This window comes from Prauserella sp. PE36 (assembly GCF_003311655.1).
In the GTDB taxonomy this organism is placed as follows: domain Bacteria; phylum Actinomycetota; class Actinomycetes; order Mycobacteriales; family Pseudonocardiaceae; genus Prauserella_A; species Prauserella_A endophytica.
This window is the reverse complement of sequence record NZ_QEQT01000105.1, coordinates 79659-99106: the sequence shown is the minus strand read 5'-3', so window position 1 is coordinate 99106 and position 19448 is coordinate 79659. Positions and strand designations below refer to the sequence as shown.

24 protein-coding genes and 1 pseudogene are annotated in these 19448 nt (G+C 66.4%); 11 read left to right on the top strand and 14 right to left on the bottom strand.

The features are described from left to right. Positions 1-10: 10 nt before the first annotated feature. The 3 genes from DI005_RS33810 to DI005_RS33800 form a co-directional block, all read right to left on the bottom strand. Positions 11-1747, bottom strand: a complete 1737-nt coding sequence (locus tag DI005_RS33810; RefSeq protein ID WP_113644788.1) for an FAD-dependent monooxygenase — start codon at positions 1745-1747, stop codon at positions 11-13. A gap of 64 nt (positions 1748-1811) precedes the next feature. Then, on the bottom strand, positions 1812-2246 hold the full coding sequence (locus DI005_RS33805) for a nuclear transport factor 2 family protein (protein ID WP_112268394.1): 435 nt from the start codon (positions 2244-2246) through the stop codon (positions 1812-1814). Positions 2247-2256: 10 nt separating this feature from the next. Further along, positions 2257-2853 (bottom strand): VOC family protein, encoded by a 597-nt coding sequence (locus DI005_RS33800; protein WP_199543450.1) that lies wholly within the window; start codon positions 2851-2853, stop codon positions 2257-2259. A gap of 207 nt (positions 2854-3060) precedes the next feature. Between DI005_RS33800 and DI005_RS33795 the strand changes: the two genes are divergently transcribed. Further along, a complete protein-coding gene (locus DI005_RS33795) occupies positions 3061-3873 on the top strand; it encodes a fumarylacetoacetate hydrolase family protein (RefSeq protein WP_158559938.1) in 813 nt (270 codons plus the stop codon). Here DI005_RS33795 and DI005_RS33790 read toward each other — a convergent pair whose 3' ends face one another. Next, the gene (locus DI005_RS33790) at positions 3874-4548 is read right to left on the bottom strand and encodes a TetR/AcrR family transcriptional regulator (protein ID WP_113644787.1); all 675 of its coding nucleotides are present in this window, start codon (positions 4546-4548) and stop codon (positions 3874-3876) included. Positions 4549-4677: 129 nt separating this feature from the next. Here DI005_RS33790 and DI005_RS33785 point away from each other — a divergent pair, with 129 nt between their 5' ends. After that, positions 4678-5685, top strand: a complete 1008-nt coding sequence (locus DI005_RS33785) for an amidohydrolase family protein (protein ID WP_112268400.1) — start codon at positions 4678-4680, stop codon at positions 5683-5685. 335 nt (positions 5686-6020) lie between these two features. On the opposite strand, the gene DI005_RS33780 is transcribed toward DI005_RS33785, so the two are convergent. Continuing rightward, the gene (locus DI005_RS33780; RefSeq protein WP_113644786.1) at positions 6021-6509 is read right to left on the bottom strand and encodes a MarR family winged helix-turn-helix transcriptional regulator; all 489 of its coding nucleotides are present in this window, start codon (positions 6507-6509) and stop codon (positions 6021-6023) included. Between the two features lie 112 nt (positions 6510-6621). On the opposite strand from DI005_RS33780, the gene DI005_RS33775 reads away from it, so the two are divergent. Further along, positions 6622-7629 (top strand): zinc-binding dehydrogenase, encoded by a 1008-nt coding sequence (locus DI005_RS33775; RefSeq protein WP_112268404.1) that lies wholly within the window; start codon positions 6622-6624, stop codon positions 7627-7629. Between the two features lie 406 nt (positions 7630-8035). Further along, positions 8036-8872, top strand: coding sequence for an NAD(P)-dependent oxidoreductase (locus DI005_RS33770; RefSeq protein ID WP_113644785.1), 837 nt, complete (start codon positions 8036-8038; stop codon positions 8870-8872). Positions 8873-9147: 275 nt separating this feature from the next. Here the strand turns inward: DI005_RS33770 and DI005_RS33765 are convergent, their stop codons facing one another. The 3 genes and pseudogenes from DI005_RS33765 to DI005_RS39330 all read right to left on the bottom strand — a co-directional run. Continuing rightward, positions 9148-9921 carry a cyclase family protein gene (locus tag DI005_RS33765; protein ID WP_112268408.1) on the bottom strand — a complete coding sequence of 258 codons (774 nt, stop codon included), beginning with the start codon at positions 9919-9921 and terminating at the stop codon, positions 9148-9150. Positions 9922-9938: 17 nt separating this feature from the next. Next, the gene (locus tag DI005_RS33760) at positions 9939-10595 is read right to left on the bottom strand and encodes a 3-oxoacid CoA-transferase subunit B (protein WP_113644784.1); all 657 of its coding nucleotides are present in this window, start codon (positions 10593-10595) and stop codon (positions 9939-9941) included. Between the two features lie 25 nt (positions 10596-10620). Further along, positions 10621-10800: pseudogene (locus DI005_RS39330) on the bottom strand (CoA-transferase); the annotation flags it as partial. Between DI005_RS39330 and DI005_RS39325 the strand changes: the two are divergent. Beyond that, a complete protein-coding gene (locus DI005_RS39325) occupies positions 10769-11011 on the top strand; it encodes a hypothetical protein (RefSeq protein WP_233520422.1) in 243 nt (80 codons plus the stop codon). The pseudogene DI005_RS39330 and the gene DI005_RS39325 sit on opposite strands and share 32 nt — an antisense overlap. 14 nt (positions 11012-11025) lie before the next feature. On the opposite strand, the gene DI005_RS33750 is transcribed toward DI005_RS39325, so the two are convergent. The 3 genes from DI005_RS33750 to DI005_RS33740 are packed head-to-tail and all read right to left on the bottom strand — an operon-like array spanning position 11026 to position 12757. Beyond that, entirely contained in the window at positions 11026-11775 is a 750-nt protein-coding gene (locus tag DI005_RS33750) for an SDR family oxidoreductase (protein WP_112268412.1), read from the bottom strand. After that, positions 11772-12245: a nitroreductase/quinone reductase family protein gene (locus DI005_RS33745; protein WP_112268414.1), complete on the bottom strand. Its 474-nt coding sequence runs from the start codon at positions 12243-12245 to the stop codon at positions 11772-11774. The genes DI005_RS33750 and DI005_RS33745 overlap by 4 nt, the downstream gene beginning before the upstream one ends. Then, positions 12242-12757, bottom strand: coding sequence for a pyridoxamine 5'-phosphate oxidase family protein (locus tag DI005_RS33740; protein WP_113644782.1), 516 nt, complete (start codon positions 12755-12757; stop codon positions 12242-12244). Before DI005_RS33740 ends, DI005_RS33745 begins: the two co-directional genes overlap by 4 nt. A 65-nt stretch (positions 12758-12822) precedes the next feature. On the opposite strand from DI005_RS33740, the gene DI005_RS33735 reads away from it, so the two are divergent. Further along, complete coding sequence (locus tag DI005_RS33735) at positions 12823-13701, top strand: AraC family transcriptional regulator (RefSeq protein WP_233520415.1); 879 nt, start codon at positions 12823-12825, stop codon at positions 13699-13701. A gap of 28 nt (positions 13702-13729) precedes the next feature. Then, entirely contained in the window at positions 13730-13990 is a 261-nt protein-coding gene (locus DI005_RS33730; protein ID WP_199543443.1) for an arsenate reductase, read from the top strand. 24 nt (positions 13991-14014) lie between these two features. Here DI005_RS33730 and DI005_RS38780 read toward each other — a convergent pair whose 3' ends face one another. Both DI005_RS38780 and DI005_RS38775 read right to left on the bottom strand, forming a co-directional pair. After that, entirely contained in the window at positions 14015-14767 is a 753-nt protein-coding gene (locus DI005_RS38780) for an SDR family NAD(P)-dependent oxidoreductase (protein WP_199543440.1), read from the bottom strand. Continuing rightward, positions 14764-15081, bottom strand: a complete 318-nt coding sequence (locus DI005_RS38775) for a hypothetical protein (protein WP_199543438.1) — start codon at positions 15079-15081, stop codon at positions 14764-14766. Before DI005_RS38775 ends, DI005_RS38780 begins: the two co-directional genes overlap by 4 nt. 70 nt (positions 15082-15151) lie before the next feature. On the opposite strand from DI005_RS38775, the gene DI005_RS33720 reads away from it, so the two are divergent. Next, entirely contained in the window at positions 15152-16006 is an 855-nt protein-coding gene (locus DI005_RS33720; protein ID WP_113644780.1) for a LysR family transcriptional regulator, read from the top strand. Here the strand turns inward: DI005_RS33720 and DI005_RS33715 are convergent. Then, positions 16003-16827, bottom strand: a complete 825-nt coding sequence (locus DI005_RS33715) for a GntR family transcriptional regulator (RefSeq protein WP_233520414.1) — start codon at positions 16825-16827, stop codon at positions 16003-16005. The two genes, DI005_RS33720 and DI005_RS33715, sit on opposite strands and share 4 nt — an antisense overlap. Between DI005_RS33715 and DI005_RS33710 the strand changes: the two genes are divergently transcribed. Genes DI005_RS33710 through DI005_RS33700 form a run of 3 tightly spaced genes read left to right on the top strand, consistent with a single transcriptional unit; the run spans position 16820 to position 19439 of the window. Next, on the top strand, positions 16820-17677 hold the full coding sequence (locus tag DI005_RS33710) for a fumarylacetoacetate hydrolase family protein (protein ID WP_113644778.1): 858 nt from the start codon (positions 16820-16822) through the stop codon (positions 17675-17677). The two genes, DI005_RS33715 and DI005_RS33710, sit on opposite strands and share 8 nt — an antisense overlap. Continuing rightward, on the top strand, positions 17674-18603 hold the full coding sequence (locus DI005_RS33705) for a VOC family protein (RefSeq protein WP_113644777.1): 930 nt from the start codon (positions 17674-17676) through the stop codon (positions 18601-18603). The genes DI005_RS33710 and DI005_RS33705 overlap by 4 nt, the downstream gene beginning before the upstream one ends. After that, positions 18600-19439 (top strand): SMP-30/gluconolactonase/LRE family protein, encoded by an 840-nt coding sequence (locus DI005_RS33700; protein WP_113644776.1) that lies wholly within the window; start codon positions 18600-18602, stop codon positions 19437-19439. Before DI005_RS33705 ends, DI005_RS33700 begins: the two co-directional genes overlap by 4 nt. Positions 19440-19448: the final 9 nt, after the last annotated feature.

Here is a 19448-nt window from a genome sequence, read left to right as displayed (position 1 = left end):
CTCCCACCGGTCACCGTGCGATAGCCGCTTCAACGGCTGCGGCGAGTGCGGGGACAGGTTGGTCGTCCCTTGACAAGCTGCGCCACGCAACGTGGTTGTCAGGTCGGACGAGTACGGCACCGTCCTCGTCGATTTCACGCACGGCGCTCCATTGGCCCTCCACATCGTGGTGGGTTGTGCCTACCTGGGCCGTCGCGATGTTGACGCCCAGCTTCTCAGCGACCTCCGCGGCCGCGGTGACCCACGAACTGCCTCGGCTGCCCGTGACCAGTGCGACGGCGTCGCCAGCGCCGACGAGGTCATGGGTTGACAACCGTTCACCGTTGCGCTCTAACCAGGCGTGGGGTAGCCGGTGACCTGGGCGAGTCGTGGGACGATAGACCTGACCGAGGGGGTCACCGACCGTTGGCGCGGACCCGTCCGGCAGCAGCGCCCCGCTCGCATATGCGAAGCCCATCTCGAGCTCCTGCGCGCAGAACTCGATGCATTGCGTTTCGGCGACAGTGCGGAAGCGAGTTCGCCGTGCCTCACCCACCAACCCCTCTGCGAAGAAGCCCTTGAAGATCAGCTCGTTCACGTCGGGAGGCAGCGGAAATGGGATGAGCCCGAATCCGGCATCAATGGCGAGGTGGTTCTGGGCAGCGAACATGCCCCATTCGACATTGCGAAGGCCGACCGGTTGACGTTCTGTCCCGTAGCTGTCCAAGAGGTGTGCCGACGCGTACCCACGAAGGACGGCCGCGAGCTTCCAGGCGAGATTGTGCACGTCCTGGATGCCGCTGTTGAGGCCGAGGCCAGTCGTCGGTGGAAGCCGGTGAGCCGAATCGCCGACCAAGAAGACGCGACCATCTTGATAGCGCTCCGCGATTACCGACTCGGCCCACCAGTGGCTGATCTTCTTCACCGTGATGTCGATGTCAGCACCGATCAGCTCGCCGATCTTCTTCACGATCGCCGCATCGTCGGGTACGGGTTCGCCGGGAAGTACCGCGAAGTGCGCTACCCATTCCTGCGATCTCGTGCCCCAGGTGGGCCCCATCGGCACCAGACGCCCACCACTGGGCAGGAAATGGGAGATGATGACACCCTCGTTCCACCATTTGGAGAGGTCGGCGGATATGTGCGCGGTGATTGTCTCGAAGACCCTTGAGGCGCCGACCATGTCGATGCCGAGAAGCCGATTAAGAGTCTTGCCTCCGTCGGCACCGACGACGTATTCGGCGCGTATCGAGTGGACCTCGCCGCTGGCGAGCTCGCGCACCGACGCGTTGACCCCCAGATCATCGTGGGTCAAGTTCAGTAATTCATGCCCGAACTTGACGCCCTCGGCGTTGCGGGCCTGCGCCTCAGCGCGCAACAGCGGTTCGAGTCGGAGTTGCGGAAGATTCGTCGGACGGCATACAGAATTGCGTCGGTACTCTACGGTGGAATCACCGGCGCCGAAACACTCCATCTCGAAGAGTTGTCGGCCGTCGAATGGGCCCTCGCCAGTGAGTGTCGTGCGCCACTCCACTTTCGACATGTCGTGCAGGGGGATGCCCTGTGCGTAGATCGCATCGGCGATGCCGAACTGCCGAAAGATCTCCATGGTGCGCGGGTTCAGGTAGTGAGCCTTGGGAAGTTGGGAGGTAGAATCGTGGCGCTCTACGAGCAGATGGTCAACTCCATATGCCGACAAGATAATTGACATCGTCATCCCCGTACCGCCGCCGCCGACGACTAGTACCGGTACGTCAAGGTGCGCCACTGAACTCTCCTTTACGAATGCCGAAGCAGCATTGCGCGTGTGAATTGATGGCCGATTGCCGGCGTCAGATTTCTTCGACGAGGAAGGTCGGTACCAGCTTGCGTTGAGCGATCCGCCAGCATCCGTCGTCCCCGAGCCGGTACAGATCCTCGACGTCGCCGACCGCCAGCTGAGGCCGGCCGGACTCGCCAACGGTGCGGTAGATGGTCATGATGGTCGTGCCTCGTACCAGGCCGGTCCCTTCGCGGAGCAACCGAATGTTGGACAAGACATGGCGAGACCGGATCTCGCTACTCCGCGCCCGTTTCTCCAGATGTTGACGTATGTCCGCTATCCCACTGACCACGTTTCCTCCCGTTGACAGGACCGCATCATCGGTGAACAGGTCCGCTGCTCGGTCGGCGTATCCGTGGTCGACGAGCCAGGAGTACTCGGTAGACAAAGCTTCGAGCGCACGGCGCGTTTCGCCGTCGACAGCGTGTTCGGGTTCCGTGAGCATGCCTCGGCCCTTAACTCGTGCGGACGGCGTCGAACCCGCCCGATCCAGTATCCGGACGCGTGCGCAACTCGGATTCGGGCACCCCGTCGTGGAACCGGCGCACAAAATCGTCTGCGTCGATCTCCACACCAATGGGGTTCTTTGGGAACTCTTTGGCGAGGAAGGCGTTCGTCTCTTCGATGGTGGCGAAGTTGTCTACCTGCAACTCGATCTGGTTGCTGTCCGGGTCACGGTAGTAGAAGGAGATCGTCGGCCCGTGATTGATCGTCCAGTACGGTTCGATTCCTAGTGTTTTCAACCGCTCGTAGGTCGCCACGAGGTCTCCCAGCGTGCCGTAGGTAAAGGCGACGTGCTCAAGGCCCACCGCCTTGGCAGGGCGTTCGGTCAACGTCGGCACGTTGGCGATTGCGACGCGATGGTGCTCCTCGTCGTAGGTCATGAAGCAGAGAACCCCCGGAGCCTCGAACGTCGTCCAGGCGCCCAGCACCGTCTTGTACCAGGTGAGCATTGCGTCGTACTGCGTCGTGCGCAAAACGACGTGCGCGAGCCGTGCCGGGCTGATGGACGCCCCGGCCTCCACGGCTTGTGGTGACGTGTCCTGTGGCACTGCGGCCTCCTCTTCTCTCGGCAACACTTGTTTATACTATCATTGATTTTGATAGAGCTATCAAACTAAGATGTGGTCGATACCGGTGTCAAGCCCGAGGACGGCGGGCGATACAGGAGACCGGCGGTTGCCAACCGCTTGGAAGGCAGGGAAGAGATGCACCTCTACAGAACGTCTCAGGGGCTCGCTCGCGGCGACGGAGATGGGTTGCTGTTACTGGACGTGCCGTATCCGGACGTAGCGGCTCTGTTCGAAGCCGGTACGGAACGAGCCTTGACAGCGCCTGTTCGGGCGCGCGTCGCGTTCGATGAAGTCGATCTGCTTGCGCCAGTCGTCAGGCCGTGCCGCATCGTCGTGGTAGGCCTGAACTATCGCGCCCATGCGGCGGAGACCGGTGCCGAGATTCCTGCAGAGCCGGCGTTCTTCTGTGTTGACGGTGGCCCGGTGGTCGGGCCCGGTGACCAGATCGTGCTTCCGCCGGCGGCGCCGGACTTCGTCGACTACGAAGGTGAGGTCGGGGTAGTGATTGCACGCGCTGCGTACAATGTGCCAGTCGAAGACGCCTGGAGTTTCATCGGAGGACTCACGTGCGTCAACGACGTCTCGGCTCGAGATCTGCAGGCGGCCGCTCTCGCGGAGGCAGGGTCACCGGGTCTTGGCTTTTCGAAGGCGATGGACACGTTCAAGCCGATCGGTCCGGCAGTCGTGACGATGGAGTCATTCTCGTTGCCTTTGGACATCGGCCTGACAACCACCGTGAACGGAGAGACTCAACAACATGGCAGAACCACCGATTTGATCTTCGGGATCCCGAACCTCGTGTCGGCGGTCTCGCGGATGGTCACACTGCAACCGGGAGATTTGATCTGCACGGGCACGCCCTCTGGGATTGGGGCGGCGGCGGGCCGCTTCCTCAAGCCCGGCGATGTCGTCGAGGTCATGGTGGAGGGCGTCGGCACGCTGAGTAACCGTGTGGCCACGTACCAGTCGATCACTGAGCCGCCTGCGCCGCTATCGTGATCAACGCTGCTCGGCAGTCAACAACCCCCGCAACGTCAGGTCAATTGCGACCTTCGTGTAGTTCTCCACGGCATCTGGGTCCGCGGTATCGATATCGTACATGCGCTCCATCAATGCACCTGTCGTGAAGAACATTGAAGCGCTGCCGACGATGAAGCGCGTAACGAAGGGGAGCGGAAGATCGTCGCGAATTCTACCTTCCTGCTGACCGAGCTTGATGAGCTTCGCGAGGTGGTTTTCCAAGGGGGCGATGAAGGTGTCGGTCAGCCAGTGGACCCTGTCCGTGGCGAATTGGGTTTCGCTCGCAAGCAATGGCGCGACATTGGGGTGTCTGGCGAGAAAGGAGATGTGTCGTCGGATCAGGACCTGCAATGCCGATACGGGATCTAGCTCTTTGAGTTCATGATTCATTTCTTGCTGCACCAGCATCTCGCTGAATGCCTTGCCGATCGCGGCTCGCCAGAGATCGTCCTTTGAAGTGAAGTAGTAATGCATCAGTGGCTGCGCGACGCCGGCGCTGCGCGCAACGGCGGCCATGGATGTACCTTCGTAGCCAGAGCGCGCGAAACAATCGATGGCAGTCTCCAAGATCGCGTCTCGGGTGGCGGCGCCTCGCTGCGACGTTTCTGTTGACTTTGCCAGTTTGCCGCCGCGGCGTGACGATGCAGCTGACATGAATCTTTCCTCCTACGTTCCGGCGTTCTCGAGAATGACATAGCCGATGTCGGCGACAGCTTGGTCTGTGTCGCTTCGGCGGCCCCAAGTTTGTTTACACTATCAACTTTATGGAGTATTCTATCAACCATGGAATCGTTGCGTGTCATCACCGTCGAGGAACACTTCCATCATCCCGAGGTCAGCGCCCAAGTGCGGAGGCTATCGGGACCTATACCCGTGGAGCCCGATGAAGGGTTCGCCAGCTTCATGCAGGAAGAGTTTATGCCCGAACGGGATTCGGCCGAGCAGCTTGGCGGCAGTCGGCTCGCCCACATGGACAAGGCTGGAATCGACATCCAGGTCGTGTCACATGGAGCTTTCAGTCCTAACAACCTTGATCGACCAGAGGCCGTAGAACTCTGCCGGCGGGTCAATGACCGTCTTGCACAGCAGATCTCAGAGCACCCCACGAGATTCCGGGGGTTCGCCACCGTCCCCTTGCACGATCCGGCCGCGGCAGCTGACGAGCTGAAGCGATGCGTGAACGAACTCGGCTTCGTGGGAACCCTGATCACGGGAACGTGCGGCGGACGCTTCCTGGACGACGAGCGCTTCGACCCGATCCTGGCCGCGTCAGAAGACGTTGACCTCCCGATCTACATCCACCCTGGCATGCCGAACGACCCCACGTTGTCTACCTACTACGCTGGAAACTGGCCGGCTTCGGTTCAGTTCACGTTTGCCGCCCATGCCTTCGGCTGGCATATGGAAGCAGGGATCCACGTACTTCGACTCGTTCTGTCGGGAGCACTAGACCGCCATCCCAACTTGAAATTGCTGAGCGGTCACTGGGGCGAGTTCGCCGGGGGCTGGCTCGACCGCCTCGACGTCACGTTCGAGCTGACCAAGCACCTCGAACGTAAAGTGAGTGACTACTACCGCGACCACGTATGGATTACGCCATCAGGCATGTACTCCCAGAATCAGATGAGGTACATGCTCGCTGAAGTAGGGGCCGATCGGATCGTCCACTCCGAAGATTTCCCTTACCTCGTGCGTGACGATGTGTCGGACTTCCTGGTCCAAGCCGACCTCAACGACGACCAGCGCCATGCGATCGCTCACCGGAACGCAGAGCAGCTGATGCGAATCTGAGCTCCACCACTGCGTGTTGCGGGGCCTGACGTTGATGCCGGCGTGCGGAGCCTCGCGAAGTGGATGGGTCTGCGGCGGCAGGGTGAGAACTGCCAAGTAATTCATCTGTCGTCCGGAGGACCCGGGCTTGTATCCCGTGATGCCCGCCGCCCGTGGAAGGCCGTCGCCGTCTGGGCGTGCCGGGCCAGGTCGCAAACATGACGGGACTGCTCTGCTGGATAGAGCCAGACTTTCGCCACCGAGCGACCGCCATGTCCGCACGGCGAGAACAACCGTAGGTCGGCGTCATCTCTGGTGGCGCTGCGTGATGAGTCCGCGGCTGCGGCACCGCACAGCTATCGGTCCCGGGCGAGGCGTGCGGCGGTGTAGACCTGCTCGAGTTTGGTGATGGTCCGGATGAATTCCGCTCGCCTACTAGGAGGGATGGCTTCTTCGATGCCGCGCTCGAGCGACATCCACAGCCGTTCGAGAGGTGTTCGCAAGGCGGCTCCCTTGTCGGTTAGCCACACCTCCTTGGCGCGGCGATCGCGGTCGGAGGCCGCTCGAGCGACCAGATTGCTATGCTGCATGCGTTTGATGGCCCGCGAGATCGTCGAGTGATCCAGTCCGAGGGCCTGCTGCAGCTCGGTCTGAGTCTGACCATCCCGGTCGTAGAGCTGCATCAGAATAAGCTCTTGTCCGGGATGTAGGCCCAGGTCGAGAAGCATCTCGGCACCATATCCGTGAAACACGCGGGACAAGGCGAACAGGCCGAAGGCGATCGGTGCTCGGTTCACGGTGTCGGTGCGCCGGATGGCCTCGAACGGTGACGGATTCGATCGCACTGGTACCTCCTGGAATGAATGGGCGCGAGGGACGTTGACATACTATGTGGCTAGCCACATATTGTCCCGGCTTGGCCACGTAGTCGACATGAACGCGAAGAGGAGTATGCCCATGAAGGCAATCCAGATGGTTGAGACCGGTACGGCCGACGTGCTGAAGTACGTCGAGCTCCCAGACCCGGTTCCCGGGCCCGGCGAGGTGGTGATCCGCGTCCAGTCGGCCGCGGTGAACTTCGCGGACGTCGCACGTCGGCGTGGCGATCGGTACCCTGATCCGACGCCGCTGCCATTCACTCCGGGCGCCGAGGTCGCAGGTACCGTCGCCAGCGTCGGCGAGGGTGTCACGGCATTCGAGCCCGGGACACCGGTGTTCGGATCAGTAGGCCCCTACTCCAACGGTGGTTATGCGGAGTGCGCGGTGGCACACCAGACCAACGTGATTCCACTTCCCCCTGGGGTCGATCCCGATCTGGCGGCCAGCCTGTTGGCTGTCGGGTTGACCGCGACACTGATCCTGACTGAAGCAGCCAAGCTAGCCGAGGGCGAGACCGTTTTCGTCCCGGCTGCCGCGGGCGGGGTGGGTAGCTACGCTGTCCAGGTCGCGAAGGTGCTTGGCGCCGGCACGATCATCGCCGGTGCGTCGACCCCGGCGAAACGTGAGATCGCCCTGAAGCACGGCGCTCACCACGCTATCGACTACCAGGAGCCGAACTGGCCGGATCAGGTTCGTGAGTTGACCGCTGGCAAGGGCGTCGACGTGGGCCTGGAGATGGTCGGTCCGAAACACCTCCCGACAACGCTGGCGGCGCTCGCGCCCTTCGGTCGACTGATCACCTACGGAGCGGTCGCTGGTTTGGGAGAGCATCTCGATGGTGAGGCCCTGACTTCCCTGATCTACGACCCCGCACCCGGTCAGTCACTGACCGGGTTCAACCTGGGCGTATGGTTCGCGCTGCGCGCCGAGGCTGTGGCCGGCGGTCTGGGACGGCTGATCGGCTGGGTCGCCGAGGGCAGCGTCGCCGGTCCCACGATCCATACCATGCCCCTGGCCGACGCTGCCGACGCACATCGTCTCCTCGAAAGCGGTTCGTCGACGGGCAAGCTCATTCTCAAACCCTGATCATGATGAACTGTTACGGTTTCGGGGTCTCCTAAGATCGTGGGTTCGACCCGATACGCGGGGCTGAGGTCCCGCGTATCGGTGTCAAGTGTGGTGACTTTCGATGCCGAATGACTGGGGCATCGAAGAAGATGTTGCGCGATAGGGCCAAGGCGGCAGGCGCGCGGCAGTGGTTGGCCTCCGAGACGACCAAGCAGGCGCGGGAGCAGGGCTGGCCTTCGGGATGCCCGCTCGACCACCACGACCACCCGGCGAACCCAACCAGGTTCCCGCGTCACGTGCCTAGCCTGGGTCGTTTGCGTCGAAAGGCGGCAGTCCTGCGCTGATCACTCGACGCGCGTCGCGCGAAGTGCTGGAGTCCGCGGGCGTCACGCTCGCACCAGCCTGACCTTCGAAAGGACTTCCCGTGTCCGAGCAGTATCCGCTGGCCGGCCGCACCATCCTGATGTCCGGCGGTAGCCGGGGAATCGGACTGGCCATCGCCGTCCGCGCCGCCCGTGAGGGCGCCAACATCGCCTTTATCGCCAAGACCGACGAGCCGGACCCTCGCCTGCCGGGCACGATCCACACGGCCGCCGCGGACATCGAAACGGCGGGCGGCGAGGCACTGCCCATCGTCGGCGACATTCGCGACGACGACGGCGTTGCGCGCGCGGTAGAACAGACCGTCGCGCACTTCGGTGGCATCGACATCGTTGTCAACAACGCTTCTGCCATCAACCTGACTGGTATCGGGCAGCTGTCCCCGAAGGGCTACGACCTGATGCAGGACATCAACGCTCGCGGCACCTTCGTCCTGACCTCCGCGGCTCTGCCGCATTTGAAGGAATCGGCCAACCCGCACGTCCTCACGTTGTCGCCCCCACTCAACCCCGACCGGCGCTGGCTCGCCGAGCACGCCCCCTACACGGTCAGCAAATACGCGATGACGATGCTGACGCTGGGTGTTGCCGAGCAGTACCGAGCGGACGGCGTCGCCGCGAACTGCCTGTGGCCGCGCACCCTCATCACCACCGCCGCGGTGCAGAACCTGGTCGGCGGCGAAGAGGCCATGAAAGCAGCCCGCCGCCCCGAGATCATGGCGGACGCGGCCGTGATCATCCTGGGCCGGTCCTCCCTCGAGGCCACGGGCAACTGCTTCATCGACGACGAGGTGCTGCTCGCCTCTGGAGTCACCGACCTCGCCCGCTACCGGGGGAGTGCCTCCGACGACACCGAACTGCGGACCGACCTCTTCCTCTGAACCGGCACCGGAGTCATCGGCACCGCCTATGGGACGGTCGATCGCGCACGACAGATGCGGACGGGCCTGAACCAGCACGTGCAGCAGATCTGATTTCACGGCGATGTGAACCTTCCAGCCCGCCTTCAGCGCAGGCGGCCTCGATGCTGCCTGCTCGGCCCCACCATGGTCGCCGTTCGACAGCTCCGCATCTATGGTCGTATGACCAACAGGGCACGCTGTTTTTTGGCTTGCCGCAGAAACGGAACCCCCGGCTTCTCCGGAGCTCACGGATCTCAGGAGTCGAAGATGGCGACTGCGCGGGTCCAGCCGGCGGACGCGGCGTGCACCTTGACCGGGAAGCAGGAGATCTCGAACCCCTTGTCGGGAAGCTTGTCCAGGTCGTGCAACTTCTCGAGGTGGCAGTAGCCGATGTCGCGGCCGGCCCGGTGTCCTTCCCAGATGATCGACGGATCGCCCTCGGCGGCGTACCTGGCGGCGGTGTGCACGAAGGGGGCGTCCCAGCTCCAGGCGTCGGTTCCGGTGACGCGCACGCCGCGTTGGAGCAGGTAGAGGGTGGCGTCACGGCCCATGCCGCAGCCCGAGGACACGTAGTCGTCGTGGCCGTAGCGGGCACCGGCGCTGGTGTTGACCACGACGATCTCCAGGGGTGAGAGCTCGTGCCCGATGCGCTTGAGTTCGGCCTCGACATCCGCCGCGGTCGCGACGTAGCCGTCGGGGAAGTGCCGGAAGTCGAGTTTGACCCCCGGTTGCAGGCACCATTCCAGCGGAATCTCGTCGATGGTCGCCGCGCGCTGGCCACCGTCCATGGTTGTGGAGTAGTGGTCGGGCGCGTCGAGGTGGGTGCCGTTGTGGGTGGTGATGCGCACCCACTCGTACGCCCAGCCCTCACCGTCCGGCAGATCGTCGACGGTGGCGCCGGGGAAGAACGCCAGCATGTCCCCGGCCGTCTGCGCGTGCGAGTGGTACTCGATGTCGGGGGTGAGCCCCGGAGGGTCGGAGGCGATTCCGCTCCGCAGGGATGAGGAGATGTCGACAAGCGTGCGCATCGGTGTCCTTTCCAGTTTCAGATGGTGTCAGCGCTCCACGGCACGGTCGATGTCGAGGTGCGTGCCAGTACTGGCCAGCACCTCCTCCACGTCGGTACCGGAGCGAGCTCGCGGAGGATCAGCCCTTCCGGTTCGACGTCGATGGTGGCGAGGTCGGTGATGATGCGGTGCACGACGCGGGCACCGGTCAGCGGCAGGTAGCAGTCCTCGACAATCTTCGGCTTGCCGTCGCGGGTCACGTGCTCCATGACAACCACGACCCTGCGTGCGCCGTGGACGAGGTCCATCGCTCCGCCGATCCCGGTGACCATGGCTTTCGGCACGGCCCAGTTCGCGAGGTCGCCGTGCCGGGAGACCTGCAGGGCGCCCAGGATGGCCAGGTCGATGCGGCCGCTGCGGATCATCCCGAAGCCCAGGGCCGAGTCGAACACCGCGGCGCCGGCCCGGAGGGTGACCGTCTCCTTGCCCGCGTTGATCAGATCCGGGTCGGCCTCCCCGGCGTGCGGATAGGGGCCGACGCCGAGTAGTCCGTTCTCCGAGTGGAAGTACACGTCCAGGCCTGGGGGAACGTGGCCGGGTATGCGGGTGGGCAGCCCGATACCGAGGTTGACGTAGGCGCCCTCGGTGAGTTCCCGGGCAGCCCGTGCGGCGATCTCGTCGCGGGTGCGGCTCATACCTGCCCGGCTCCCTCACGCACCGTCAGCGTTCGATCTTCTTGTCCACCGCGTCCTCCGGGGTGAGCGGGACGACCCGGTCGACGAAGACGCCGGGAAGATGGATCTCGTCGGGATCCAGCTCGCCCTCGTCGACGAGCTGCTCGACCTCGGCGATGGTCGTGCGGCCCGCCATGGCGCAGAGCGGGTTGAAGTTGCGGGCCGAGGTGGTCGGCCTGCTCGGGGAGCCGATGGCGAAGACGAACGTGGGGGAGTTGCTGGCCGCGCAGCGCTCGGTGCGCTCGCTGGGCGGCCGTGACGCCGACGTCGAGCTGTGGTTCTTCGAGGTGCTGCCCACCCGGGATCGGGTGCTGCGGATCGCCTTCGGCGACGGCCGGGACCTCGGCATCGAGGAGGTCGACCGGCCGTCGCCGTGAGGCGAGCCCGCCGGTCAGAGCCCCTGCGCGTAGCCGCCGTCGACGGCCAGCTCGACGCCGGTGGTGAACGTGGCTCCGGTGGCCAGGAACAACGCCGCCGTGGCGATCTCCTCGGGAGTGCCGTTGCGGCCGAGTGGCGTGGTTTCGCTGCCCTGTGCGATGAACGCCGCTCGTTCGTCCTCGGTCAGGCCGGTGACGCCCATCGTCGGGGTGACGATGAAGCCGGGAGCGAGCGTGTTGACCCGGATGCGCCGTGGCGCCAGCTCGGCCGCGAGCACCTGCGCGAACGCCGTGATCGCCTCCTTCGAGGCGGAGTAGGCGCTCAGCCCCGGGAAGATCGAGTCGTTGGCCACGGTGGTGAGCACGATGGCACCACCGTCGCGCAGGAGCGGCGCGAGCCGCTGCACGGTGAAGAAGGACCCCTTGGTGTTCACCGCGAAGTGCCGGTCCCACGACTCCTCGGTGACCTGGTCGAACGGCCGGATCTCGGCGATGCCGTGGTTGACGAACAGGTAGTCGAGCCCGCCGAGGTTCTCCTGCACGTAGGCGGCGAGTGCGTCGATGTCGGTCAGCTCGGCGGCATCGGAGCGCAGGACGTGGGCGAGCGGCGAGTCGAGCTCGGCGCGCGCCTTGCCGACGTTGTCCCGGTTGCGGCCGGTGGCCACCACCTCGGCGCCGTCGTCGAGCAACGCTCGCGCGATCGCCAGCCCCATGCCGTGGGTGCCGCCGGTGACGACCGCCGATCGTCCGGTCAGAGTTCTCATGTCAGCCTCCACAGTGGATCGAGCACCACCACGGGAATGACCCGTCTGGTGCGCGGTTGGTAGTAGGTGCGGTAGACGGGGGCGAGCTCGCACATGAGCCGCCAGAGCCGTTCGCGCTCGGCTCCCTCGGCGGTGTGCGCGCGGGCGACGAGCCGCTCGCCGCGCACCTGGATGTGCACCTCGGGGTGGACCAGCAGGTTGCGGTACCACTGCGGGTGCGTCTCGGTGGGCCGGGAGCCGGAGGCCACCAGCACGTAGCGATCGCCGTCGCTGCCGAAGAACAGGCCCGTCCGGCGCAGCGTGCCGCTCGTGCGGCCGACGGTGGTGAGCACGAGGTTGGTGGCCCCGCCCTCCAGGTAGCCGTCGGCCCCGTCGGTGGCCAGGTACCGCCGGACATGTTCGGTGACCGAGCCGTCGGGGCTGTCGGTGGCCTCCGCGGCGAAGACCTCGGCCCAGTGCTGCCTGCTCACGGCCGCTCCTCGCCGCGCCAGATCCGGGCGGGCACGCCGCGCGCGAGGTCGCGGCCGCGCAGCACCTGGATCCGCCACGGATCCAGCCGCAGCACCCGGAACCCCGGATCGTCGGGTCCACGCCAGAACCGGGCGGGGTCGTAGCCGCAGCCCGCCGGGCTGCCGCGCCGGTAGAGCTCCCAGACGTGCCGGGAGACGTCCGGATCGTCGGTCCACGCGGCCACGCTGTCGACTGCGACCACGTCCTGGGAGGGGCTCCAGTACGAGGTGGTCACGTGCGGGTTGTGCGCGAGGTGCTCCACCTTCACCGGGGTCGGGAACGTGCCGAGCCAGCCGACCGGCACCTCGTGGTCGAGCTCCCACACGGCGATCAGCACGCGGGAGCGGGGGCGCCCGTGCCGGTCGACCGTGGTCATCGTGCAGTAGCCGATGTCGCCGATGATCGCGGCGACGTCCTGGCGGAGCTCCGCGAAGGCCACGCCCTCGCGGGTGGTTTTCGGTGTCGTTGTCATCGCCCTCCAGCCAACAGCCGTCGAGTTGGACGAACAACCGCTGGAAAGCTCGATAAGGCGTTTCCATGTCTAAGCTGGTTCCCATGGACACGCTCTCCCAGCTCCTGCGGGACGTCTGCCCCCGCGGGGCGTCGTTCCGGCGCACGACCGTGTCGCCGCCGTGGTCGCGGCAGTTCGAGACCGGTGCGCCGCTGACCCTGCTAGCGATCGCGCAGGGCGCGGCCCGGCTCAGCCCGGCCGACGGCGCGCCCGCCGACCTTCGGGCGGGCACCGTGGTGCTCGCCCTCGGCACCCAGCGCTACGCCCTCGGCGACGCGGGCGGCGACGGTTCCGCCGAAGTGCTCACGGGCACCTTCACCGCCGAGGGCAGCCTGTGCGACCGCATTCTCGGCGGACTGCCGCCGCTGCTGGTGGTGCGCACGGACGCGGTGACCCACCTGCTGGAGCTGGTCACCGCCGAACTGGCCGAGGAGCGGCCCGGCAGGCAGGCCATCCTCGACCACCTCCTCGGGCTGCTGCTCGTGACGGCCTTGCGGGACTGGCTCGCGCGCCCGGAGTCGGACGCACCGCCGTGGTACCACGCGCAGCACGACCCCGTGACGGGCGTGGCGCTCCGCCTGATGCACGCCGATCCAGCACATCCCTGGTCCGTCGGCGAACTCGCCCGCAGGGCCGCGGTCTCCCGCGCCACCTTCGCCCGGCGCTTCGCCGACCTGGTCGGCGAGCCTCCCATGGCGTACCTCACGTGCTGGCGGATCTGCCTCGCCGCCGACCTGCTCGAGCACACCGACGACACGGTGAACGCGATCGCCCGCCGGGTCGGCTACACCGACGCCGACGCGCTCAGCGTGGCGTTCAAGCGCGTGCGAGGCATCCGGCCGGTGGAACACCGTGCGGCGCAACGACGGGCGACGTCGCTGCCCGCGACGGCTACGATCCCGTGACCCGCACCGAACCGGAGGACCCTCGTTCATGGAGGTCTGGATCAACCCGGTCTGGTCCAAGTGCCGTGCCGCGCTGTCGTTGCTCGACGCCGGAAGCGCCGGCTACACGGTGCGGTACTATCTGGAGGATCCGCCCACTGTGGACGAACTGACCAGGGTGCCGCGGCGCCTGCGGCTGGAGCACTGGGACATCGCCCGCGTCGGCGAGCCCGTGGCCGCCGAACTGGGGCTGGCCGACTGGCCACGTGACGAGGCCGACCGGGGCCGGCGAGGCAGCGCCGCAGGATGAGCCAGCCGTACACCTTGTCGACGCTTATGCCCGCCGGCCGCCGTCGACCGACAGGGCGATGCCGGTGACGTAGGAAGCCTGTGTGGAGCAGAGCCAGACCGCGGCGGCGGCGACTTCGTCCGGGATGGCGAGGCGTCCGAGTGGGGTGAGTGCTTCCTGTTGGGCGGTCATGTCGGTGCCTGCCGCGACACTCTCGTACATCTCCGTGCGGGTGAGGGCGGGGCAGAGGGCGTTGACGCGGATGTTGTCCGGTGCGTAGTCGACCGCGGCGGCCTTGGAGAGTCCGACGATGCCGTGCTTGCTGGCGACGTAGGCCGGGGCGCGCGGGATCGCGTACAGCCCGCCGTTGGAGGCGGTATTGACGATGGCACCACCGCCACGGCGCCGGAGGGCGGGTAGCTCGTACTTCATGCACAGGAACGTGCCCGTGAGGTTGACGCGGATGACGTGCTCCCACTCGTCGCTTGGCATGGCGGTGAGCTGCCGGTTGGTGGACGGAACACCCGCGTTGTTGAAGGCGAAGTCCAGCCCACCGTAGGCCGCCGAGATCCGGTCGACGGCCGCCCGCACGGATGGTTCGTCGCCGATGTCGACGGTGATCGCTTGGGCCGTGCCGCCGGCTTCGGTGATGAGTCGTGCCGTCTCGGCGGCGGCGTGCTCGTTCAGGTCGAGCACGCCGACCGCGGCCCCGCGCCGGGCGAACTCGAGCGCGCTCGCGCGGCCGATTCCGCTGCCGGCGCCAGTGACCAGCCCGACTTTTCCCGCGAAGTCCCTCACGACAGGGCCTCGTGATTGATCCAGACGACCTTGTAGGAATACCGCGACTGCCAGCGCTGGATGAGGTCCTCGGCGCCGGGCACCGTGAAGACCGCGTTGAGCGCGTCGAGGTCGGCGACTCCGAGTTGAACAATCGCGCTGGCGACGAAGACGGGACTGTGGTCGTCCGTGGGCACGCGGATGTGGCGCCGGGCCGAGAAAGTCTGGACGTGGCCGGAGCCCAGCATCAGATTTTCGATGTCTTTCAGGTACTGATCCAGCTCGATATCGGGGATGGGCTGGTCGAAGGAGACAATCATCGTGTGGTTGAGCACGAACCGATTCAAGCAGTGACGGCCGTGCGGAGTCCAAGACCGGTTCGCCATCCAGCGATAACCTGGAGGCATGATTGAGGTCGAAACGCGCGAGCTGGTCTACTTCGTCGCCGTCGCGGAGGAGCTGCATTTCGGTCGTGCCGCGGTCCGCTTGTCGATCGCTCAGCCGGCGCTGTCCAAAGCGATCCGGCGCGTCGAGGAGCGGCTGGGGGTGCAGCTACTCCTGCGTTCGAGCAGACGAGTCTCGCTCACGGCGGCGGGAGAAGCCCTGCTGTATCACGGCCGCCACGCGCTGAACGCCGTCAGCGTCGCGGTACAGCAGGCGCGGCAGGCTGGTGACGCCGACGCGCAGCTGCGGCTGGTGATCAAGCCCGGCGGCGACGCGAACCTGCTGTCGGGGATACTCACCGCATACGCCCAGCAGCCTGATGCCCGCCGGGTCGACATCCTCTTCGGTGGTGCCACCGACCGCGCTGACTATCTGCGCGACGGCCGGGCCGACTTGGCACTCCTGTACGCGCCGTTCGACGACCTCACGGGGCTGGCGTATGAGGCGCTCCATGTCGAGGACCGCGTGGCGATTCTCCCAGCCGATCACCGGCTGGCCTCGCGCGACGAGGTGCGGCTGGCCGACCTAGAGCACGAGACGATGCCGCGCTGGAAAGGCGTGCCCGGCGGCGGAACCGGGCCGGAGCTGGTGGACGTGCCCCAGCTGATTCAGCTGATCGCGCTCGGCCGCACGATCGCGATGCTGCCGCGCTCTCTGGTCGAACCCGTGCCGCCGGGAATCGTCTGCGTCCCGGTCGCCGACGCCCCCGCCAGCCAGGTCGTCCTGGCCTGGGCAGAGCTGGACCGCCGTCCCCTCGTCGCCTCGTTCGTGGCGGCGGCGCTCACCGCGAAGGGCGAGCGCCGCCCGGCGCTCTAGTTTGCGGAGAACTCGGGCGCATCATCGGCGCCCAGCCGGCTCAGCAGCATCTGCGTGGTGAACGCGATGTGATCGCGCAGCAGTGTCACGCCCCGGTCGACGTCACGGGCGAGGGCGGCATCGGCGAGAGCCTGATGTTCGGCGGCCGGGTCACGATCGTGCTCGGCATTCAAGGGAGCCGCCCAGCGCCGGTACAGCTCCGTCTCGGCGCGCAAGCCCTGGGCGATCGCGATGAGGCGCCTGTTGCCGCAGCCCGACACGAGCGCGGCGTGGAACGCCTCGTGCGCGAGATACCAGGCGTCCCCGCGTACGCCGCCCTCGGCTTCGCGCTCGCGGAGGCACAGCAGGTGGTGGGCGGCCACCACCTCGGCCTCCCACCGGTCGTCGCCGGAGATCATCGACTGCCGGAACGTGAGCGCTTCGAGCTCCACGCGTGCCGCCGTGAGATCGGTCAGTTCGCCCACGGACAACGATGCGACCGCGTACCCCTGATGGGGCTGCGGTGTGACCAGCCGTTCGGCCGCCAGTCTGGTGAGTGCTTCACGGAGGACCCCCGCACTCGTCTCGTATTCGGCGCACAACGCGGGGAACTTGAGCCGCTGTCCCGGCTCCAACCGCCCCATGAAGATGTCCTGCCGCAGCCGCTCGTATGCCTCGGTCGCCCGGGTGCCGGACCCGCCCCGCTTCACCATGCGTGAAACCTTACCCGGTCTGCGACGATCGGCAAAACTTTTGAAACTTTGCTTGACATGAGAATCTGCGCCACGCAGAGTGGCTGTCACCCAACGAAGCAGCGACAGCAAAGGAGCGACGTTGCGCATCGGAAACGTTCGGGGACGGCCGTGGTTGATCACGGGTGATGCTGAAGGCATCGATATCCACGAGGCGAGCGGGCACCGCATCGGGTGTGACTTTCCCGGGTTGTATGAGCAGTGGGACGACCTTGTGGACTGGGCTGCTTCCGCGGCCGGGGACCGGGCAGGCTTCGCGCCTGAGGAGCTGGGGGCACCCTCGCCGCATCCGCGGCAAGTCTTCGCCGTCGGGCTGAACTATCTCGATCACATCGAGGAAGCCGGGCTGGCGGTGTCGGAGGAGCCGGCGGTATTCACGAAGTACGTGTCCTCGTTCGCGGGGGCCGACTCCGCGGTCGAGCTACCACCGGGAACGGTGGACTGGGAGGTCGAGGTCGTCGTCGTGATCGGCCGGACGGCCCGACACGTCGCGGCCCGTGACGCCTGGGGACATGTGGCTGGTTTGACGGTCGGTCAGGACCTGTCCGAACGCGGCCTGCAGCTGGTGGGGTCACCGGCGCAGTACAGCCTCGGCAAGTCGTTTCCAGGGTTCAGCCCGACCGGGCCGTATCTGGTCACTCCAGACGAGCTCGCCGACCCGGCCGACCTGGAGATGGGCTGCCTGCTCAACGGCGAGCCGGTCCAGAAAGCGCGGTCGTCCGGCATGGTTTTTCCCATCGATGTCCTGATCGAGAAACTCTCCCGGGTCACCACGCTGTTTCCCGGGGACGTGATCTTCACCGGCACGCCCGCGGGCGTGGGTGCCGTCCGCACACCACCACAGTTCCTGGCCCCAGGGGATGAGCTCGTCTCCTACATCGAGGGAATCGGAAGCATCCGGCAGAGCTTCGTCGCCGCCGCGGAAAGGAGCGCGTCATGAGCTTGCACCGGCTCAACTCGGTCACGATCGGGGTACCGGCGCTCGAACAGACCGGCGCCTACTACGAGGAATTCGGACTGGCCAGGGAAGGCGGCGGTTGGTTCGCGACGAGCGACGGTGGCCGCCAGCTGCGGCTCGTGCACGCGCCGACGCGGCGGCTGCTCGAACTGTCGATCGGCGCCGACAGTCCCGACGATCTACGCGGCATCGCCTCCAGGCTGGCGCGCCTGGGCATCGAGGCGGTCGTCGACGACCATCGGCTGGTGGCCGCTGAGCCGACGACCGGTGTCCGGGTCGAGGTCGCCGTGACGGCGCGGATGATACAACCGGCGGCGCCCGCGACTCCGTACAACGGACCCGGCAGGGACGACCGCGGCGCGGCCCGGGCGCCGAGCGTGCTCCGCGAAGGCCGCGTTCGTCCTCGCAAGCTCGGTCACGTGGTGATCGGCTCCACCGACCAGGCAGCGAGCCAGCGGTTCTTCACCGACGGTATCGGGCTCAAGGTCAGCGACGAGATCACCGGTGTCGCCACCTTCATGCGGTGTTCCACCGATCATCACAACATTCTCATCCAGAGCGCGCCGGTGAACTTCGTCCACCACACCTCGTGGGAGGTCGACGACGTGGACGAGGTCGGGCGGGGCGCCATGCAGATGCTGGAAAACGATCCCGAGCGGCACGTGTGGGGACTCGGCAGGCACACCGTCGGATCCAACTTCTTCTGGTATCTCCGGGATCCGGCAGGCAACTTCTGCGAGTACTACTCGGACCTCGACTGCGTCGTCGACGACGCGCTGTGGAAGCCCAGCGTCTGGGACGGGACCCGCGCGCACAGCTTCCTGAGCTGGGGGCCGCCGCTCCCGCCGTCCTTCATCGAACCGGAGGACCTCGCGGCGCTGATGATCGGCGCACACGACGCACCATGACCATGCGGCAGTACGCGACGGGCATGGCCTGGGGCGAAGGCCCCCGCTGGCATGACGGAGCGTTGTGGCTGTCGGACACCCTGGGCGCGCGGCTGTGGACGGACGCCTCCGGCGAATGGCGTTCGGCCGGTCTCGACTCGCCGTCCAACGGGCTGTGGTTCCTGCCCGACGGCCGGCTCGTGGGTGCGATGACGCACGAACGCAGGGTCGGGGAGTGGGCAGACGGCCAGTGGCGGTCCTATGTGGACCTCGGCGGTATCGCGGCCGGTCCGCTGGGCGACATGATCGGTGACGCCCAGGGCAATCTCTACGTCGACGACGTCGCCTTCAACGCCGCCGCGGGCGAGGCGCCGGTACCGGGTCGCATCATCCTGGTCCGGTCCGATCACAGCGCCGCGGTCGCGGCCGAGGACGTTGAGTTCCCGAATGGGCTCGCGCTCATCGACGGCGGCCGGACCCTGGTCGTGGCCCAGACGGCGGCCCGATGTCTGACCGCGTTCGACGTGCTCGCCGACGGAACGCTCGGTGGCCGGCGAACCTATGCCGACCTGGCCGCGCTGGTCGGCCCCGGAGCTCACCCGGACGGGCTCTGGCCCGCCGAGCACGGCGTGTGGGTGGCGACGACCAGCGCACAGGCGATCGTGCGAGCCGGTGAAGGCGAGATCCACGAGACGGTGTCCACCGCGCCACTGCTGCCCATCGCCTGCTGCCTGCGCGACGACGGCGCACTGATCGCGACTGTGGCCGACACCCACGGAGCACCGCTCCTCGACGCCGTGAAATCCCGGACGGTGACGACCTCGGTCGTCGTCATCACCAAGAACGAGCAAACCTGAGGTGAGGAA

Coding starts and splice junctions, on each gene's coding strand:
- DI005_RS39325 (WP_233520422.1), top strand. CDS start 10,769: ATGGCGCAGAGCGGGTTGAAGTTGCGGGCCGAGGTGGTCGGCCTGCTC.
- DI005_RS33760 (WP_113644784.1), bottom strand. CDS start 10,595: ATGAGCCGCACCCGCGACGAGATCGCCGCACGGGCTGCCCGGGAACTC.
- DI005_RS33765 (WP_112268408.1), bottom strand. CDS start 9,921: ATGCGCACGCTTGTCGACATCTCCTCATCCCTGCGGAGCGGAATCGCC.
- DI005_RS33730 (WP_199543443.1), top strand. CDS start 13,730: ATGGAGGTCTGGATCAACCCGGTCTGGTCCAAGTGCCGTGCCGCGCTG.
- DI005_RS33720 (WP_113644780.1), top strand. CDS start 15,152: ATGATTGAGGTCGAAACGCGCGAGCTGGTCTACTTCGTCGCCGTCGCG.
- DI005_RS33740 (WP_113644782.1), bottom strand. CDS start 12,757: ATGACAACGACACCGAAAACCACCCGCGAGGGCGTGGCCTTCGCGGAG.
- DI005_RS33750 (WP_112268412.1), bottom strand. CDS start 11,775: ATGAGAACTCTGACCGGACGATCGGCGGTCGTCACCGGCGGCACCCAC.
- DI005_RS33785 (WP_112268400.1), top strand. CDS start 4,678: ATGGAATCGTTGCGTGTCATCACCGTCGAGGAACACTTCCATCATCCC.
- DI005_RS33805 (WP_112268394.1), bottom strand. CDS start 2,246: ATGCTCACGGAACCCGAACACGCTGTCGACGGCGAAACGCGCCGTGCG.
- DI005_RS33700 (WP_113644776.1), top strand. CDS start 18,600: ATGACCATGCGGCAGTACGCGACGGGCATGGCCTGGGGCGAAGGCCCC.
- DI005_RS33705 (WP_113644777.1), top strand. CDS start 17,674: ATGAGCTTGCACCGGCTCAACTCGGTCACGATCGGGGTACCGGCGCTC.
- DI005_RS33775 (WP_112268404.1), top strand. CDS start 6,622: ATGAAGGCAATCCAGATGGTTGAGACCGGTACGGCCGACGTGCTGAAG.
- DI005_RS33790 (WP_113644787.1), bottom strand. CDS start 4,548: ATGTCAGCTGCATCGTCACGCCGCGGCGGCAAACTGGCAAAGTCAACA.
- DI005_RS33715 (WP_233520414.1), bottom strand. CDS start 16,827: ATGCGCAACGTCGCTCCTTTGCTGTCGCTGCTTCGTTGGGTGACAGCC.
- DI005_RS33735 (WP_233520415.1), top strand. CDS start 12,823: ATGTCTAAGCTGGTTCCCATGGACACGCTCTCCCAGCTCCTGCGGGAC.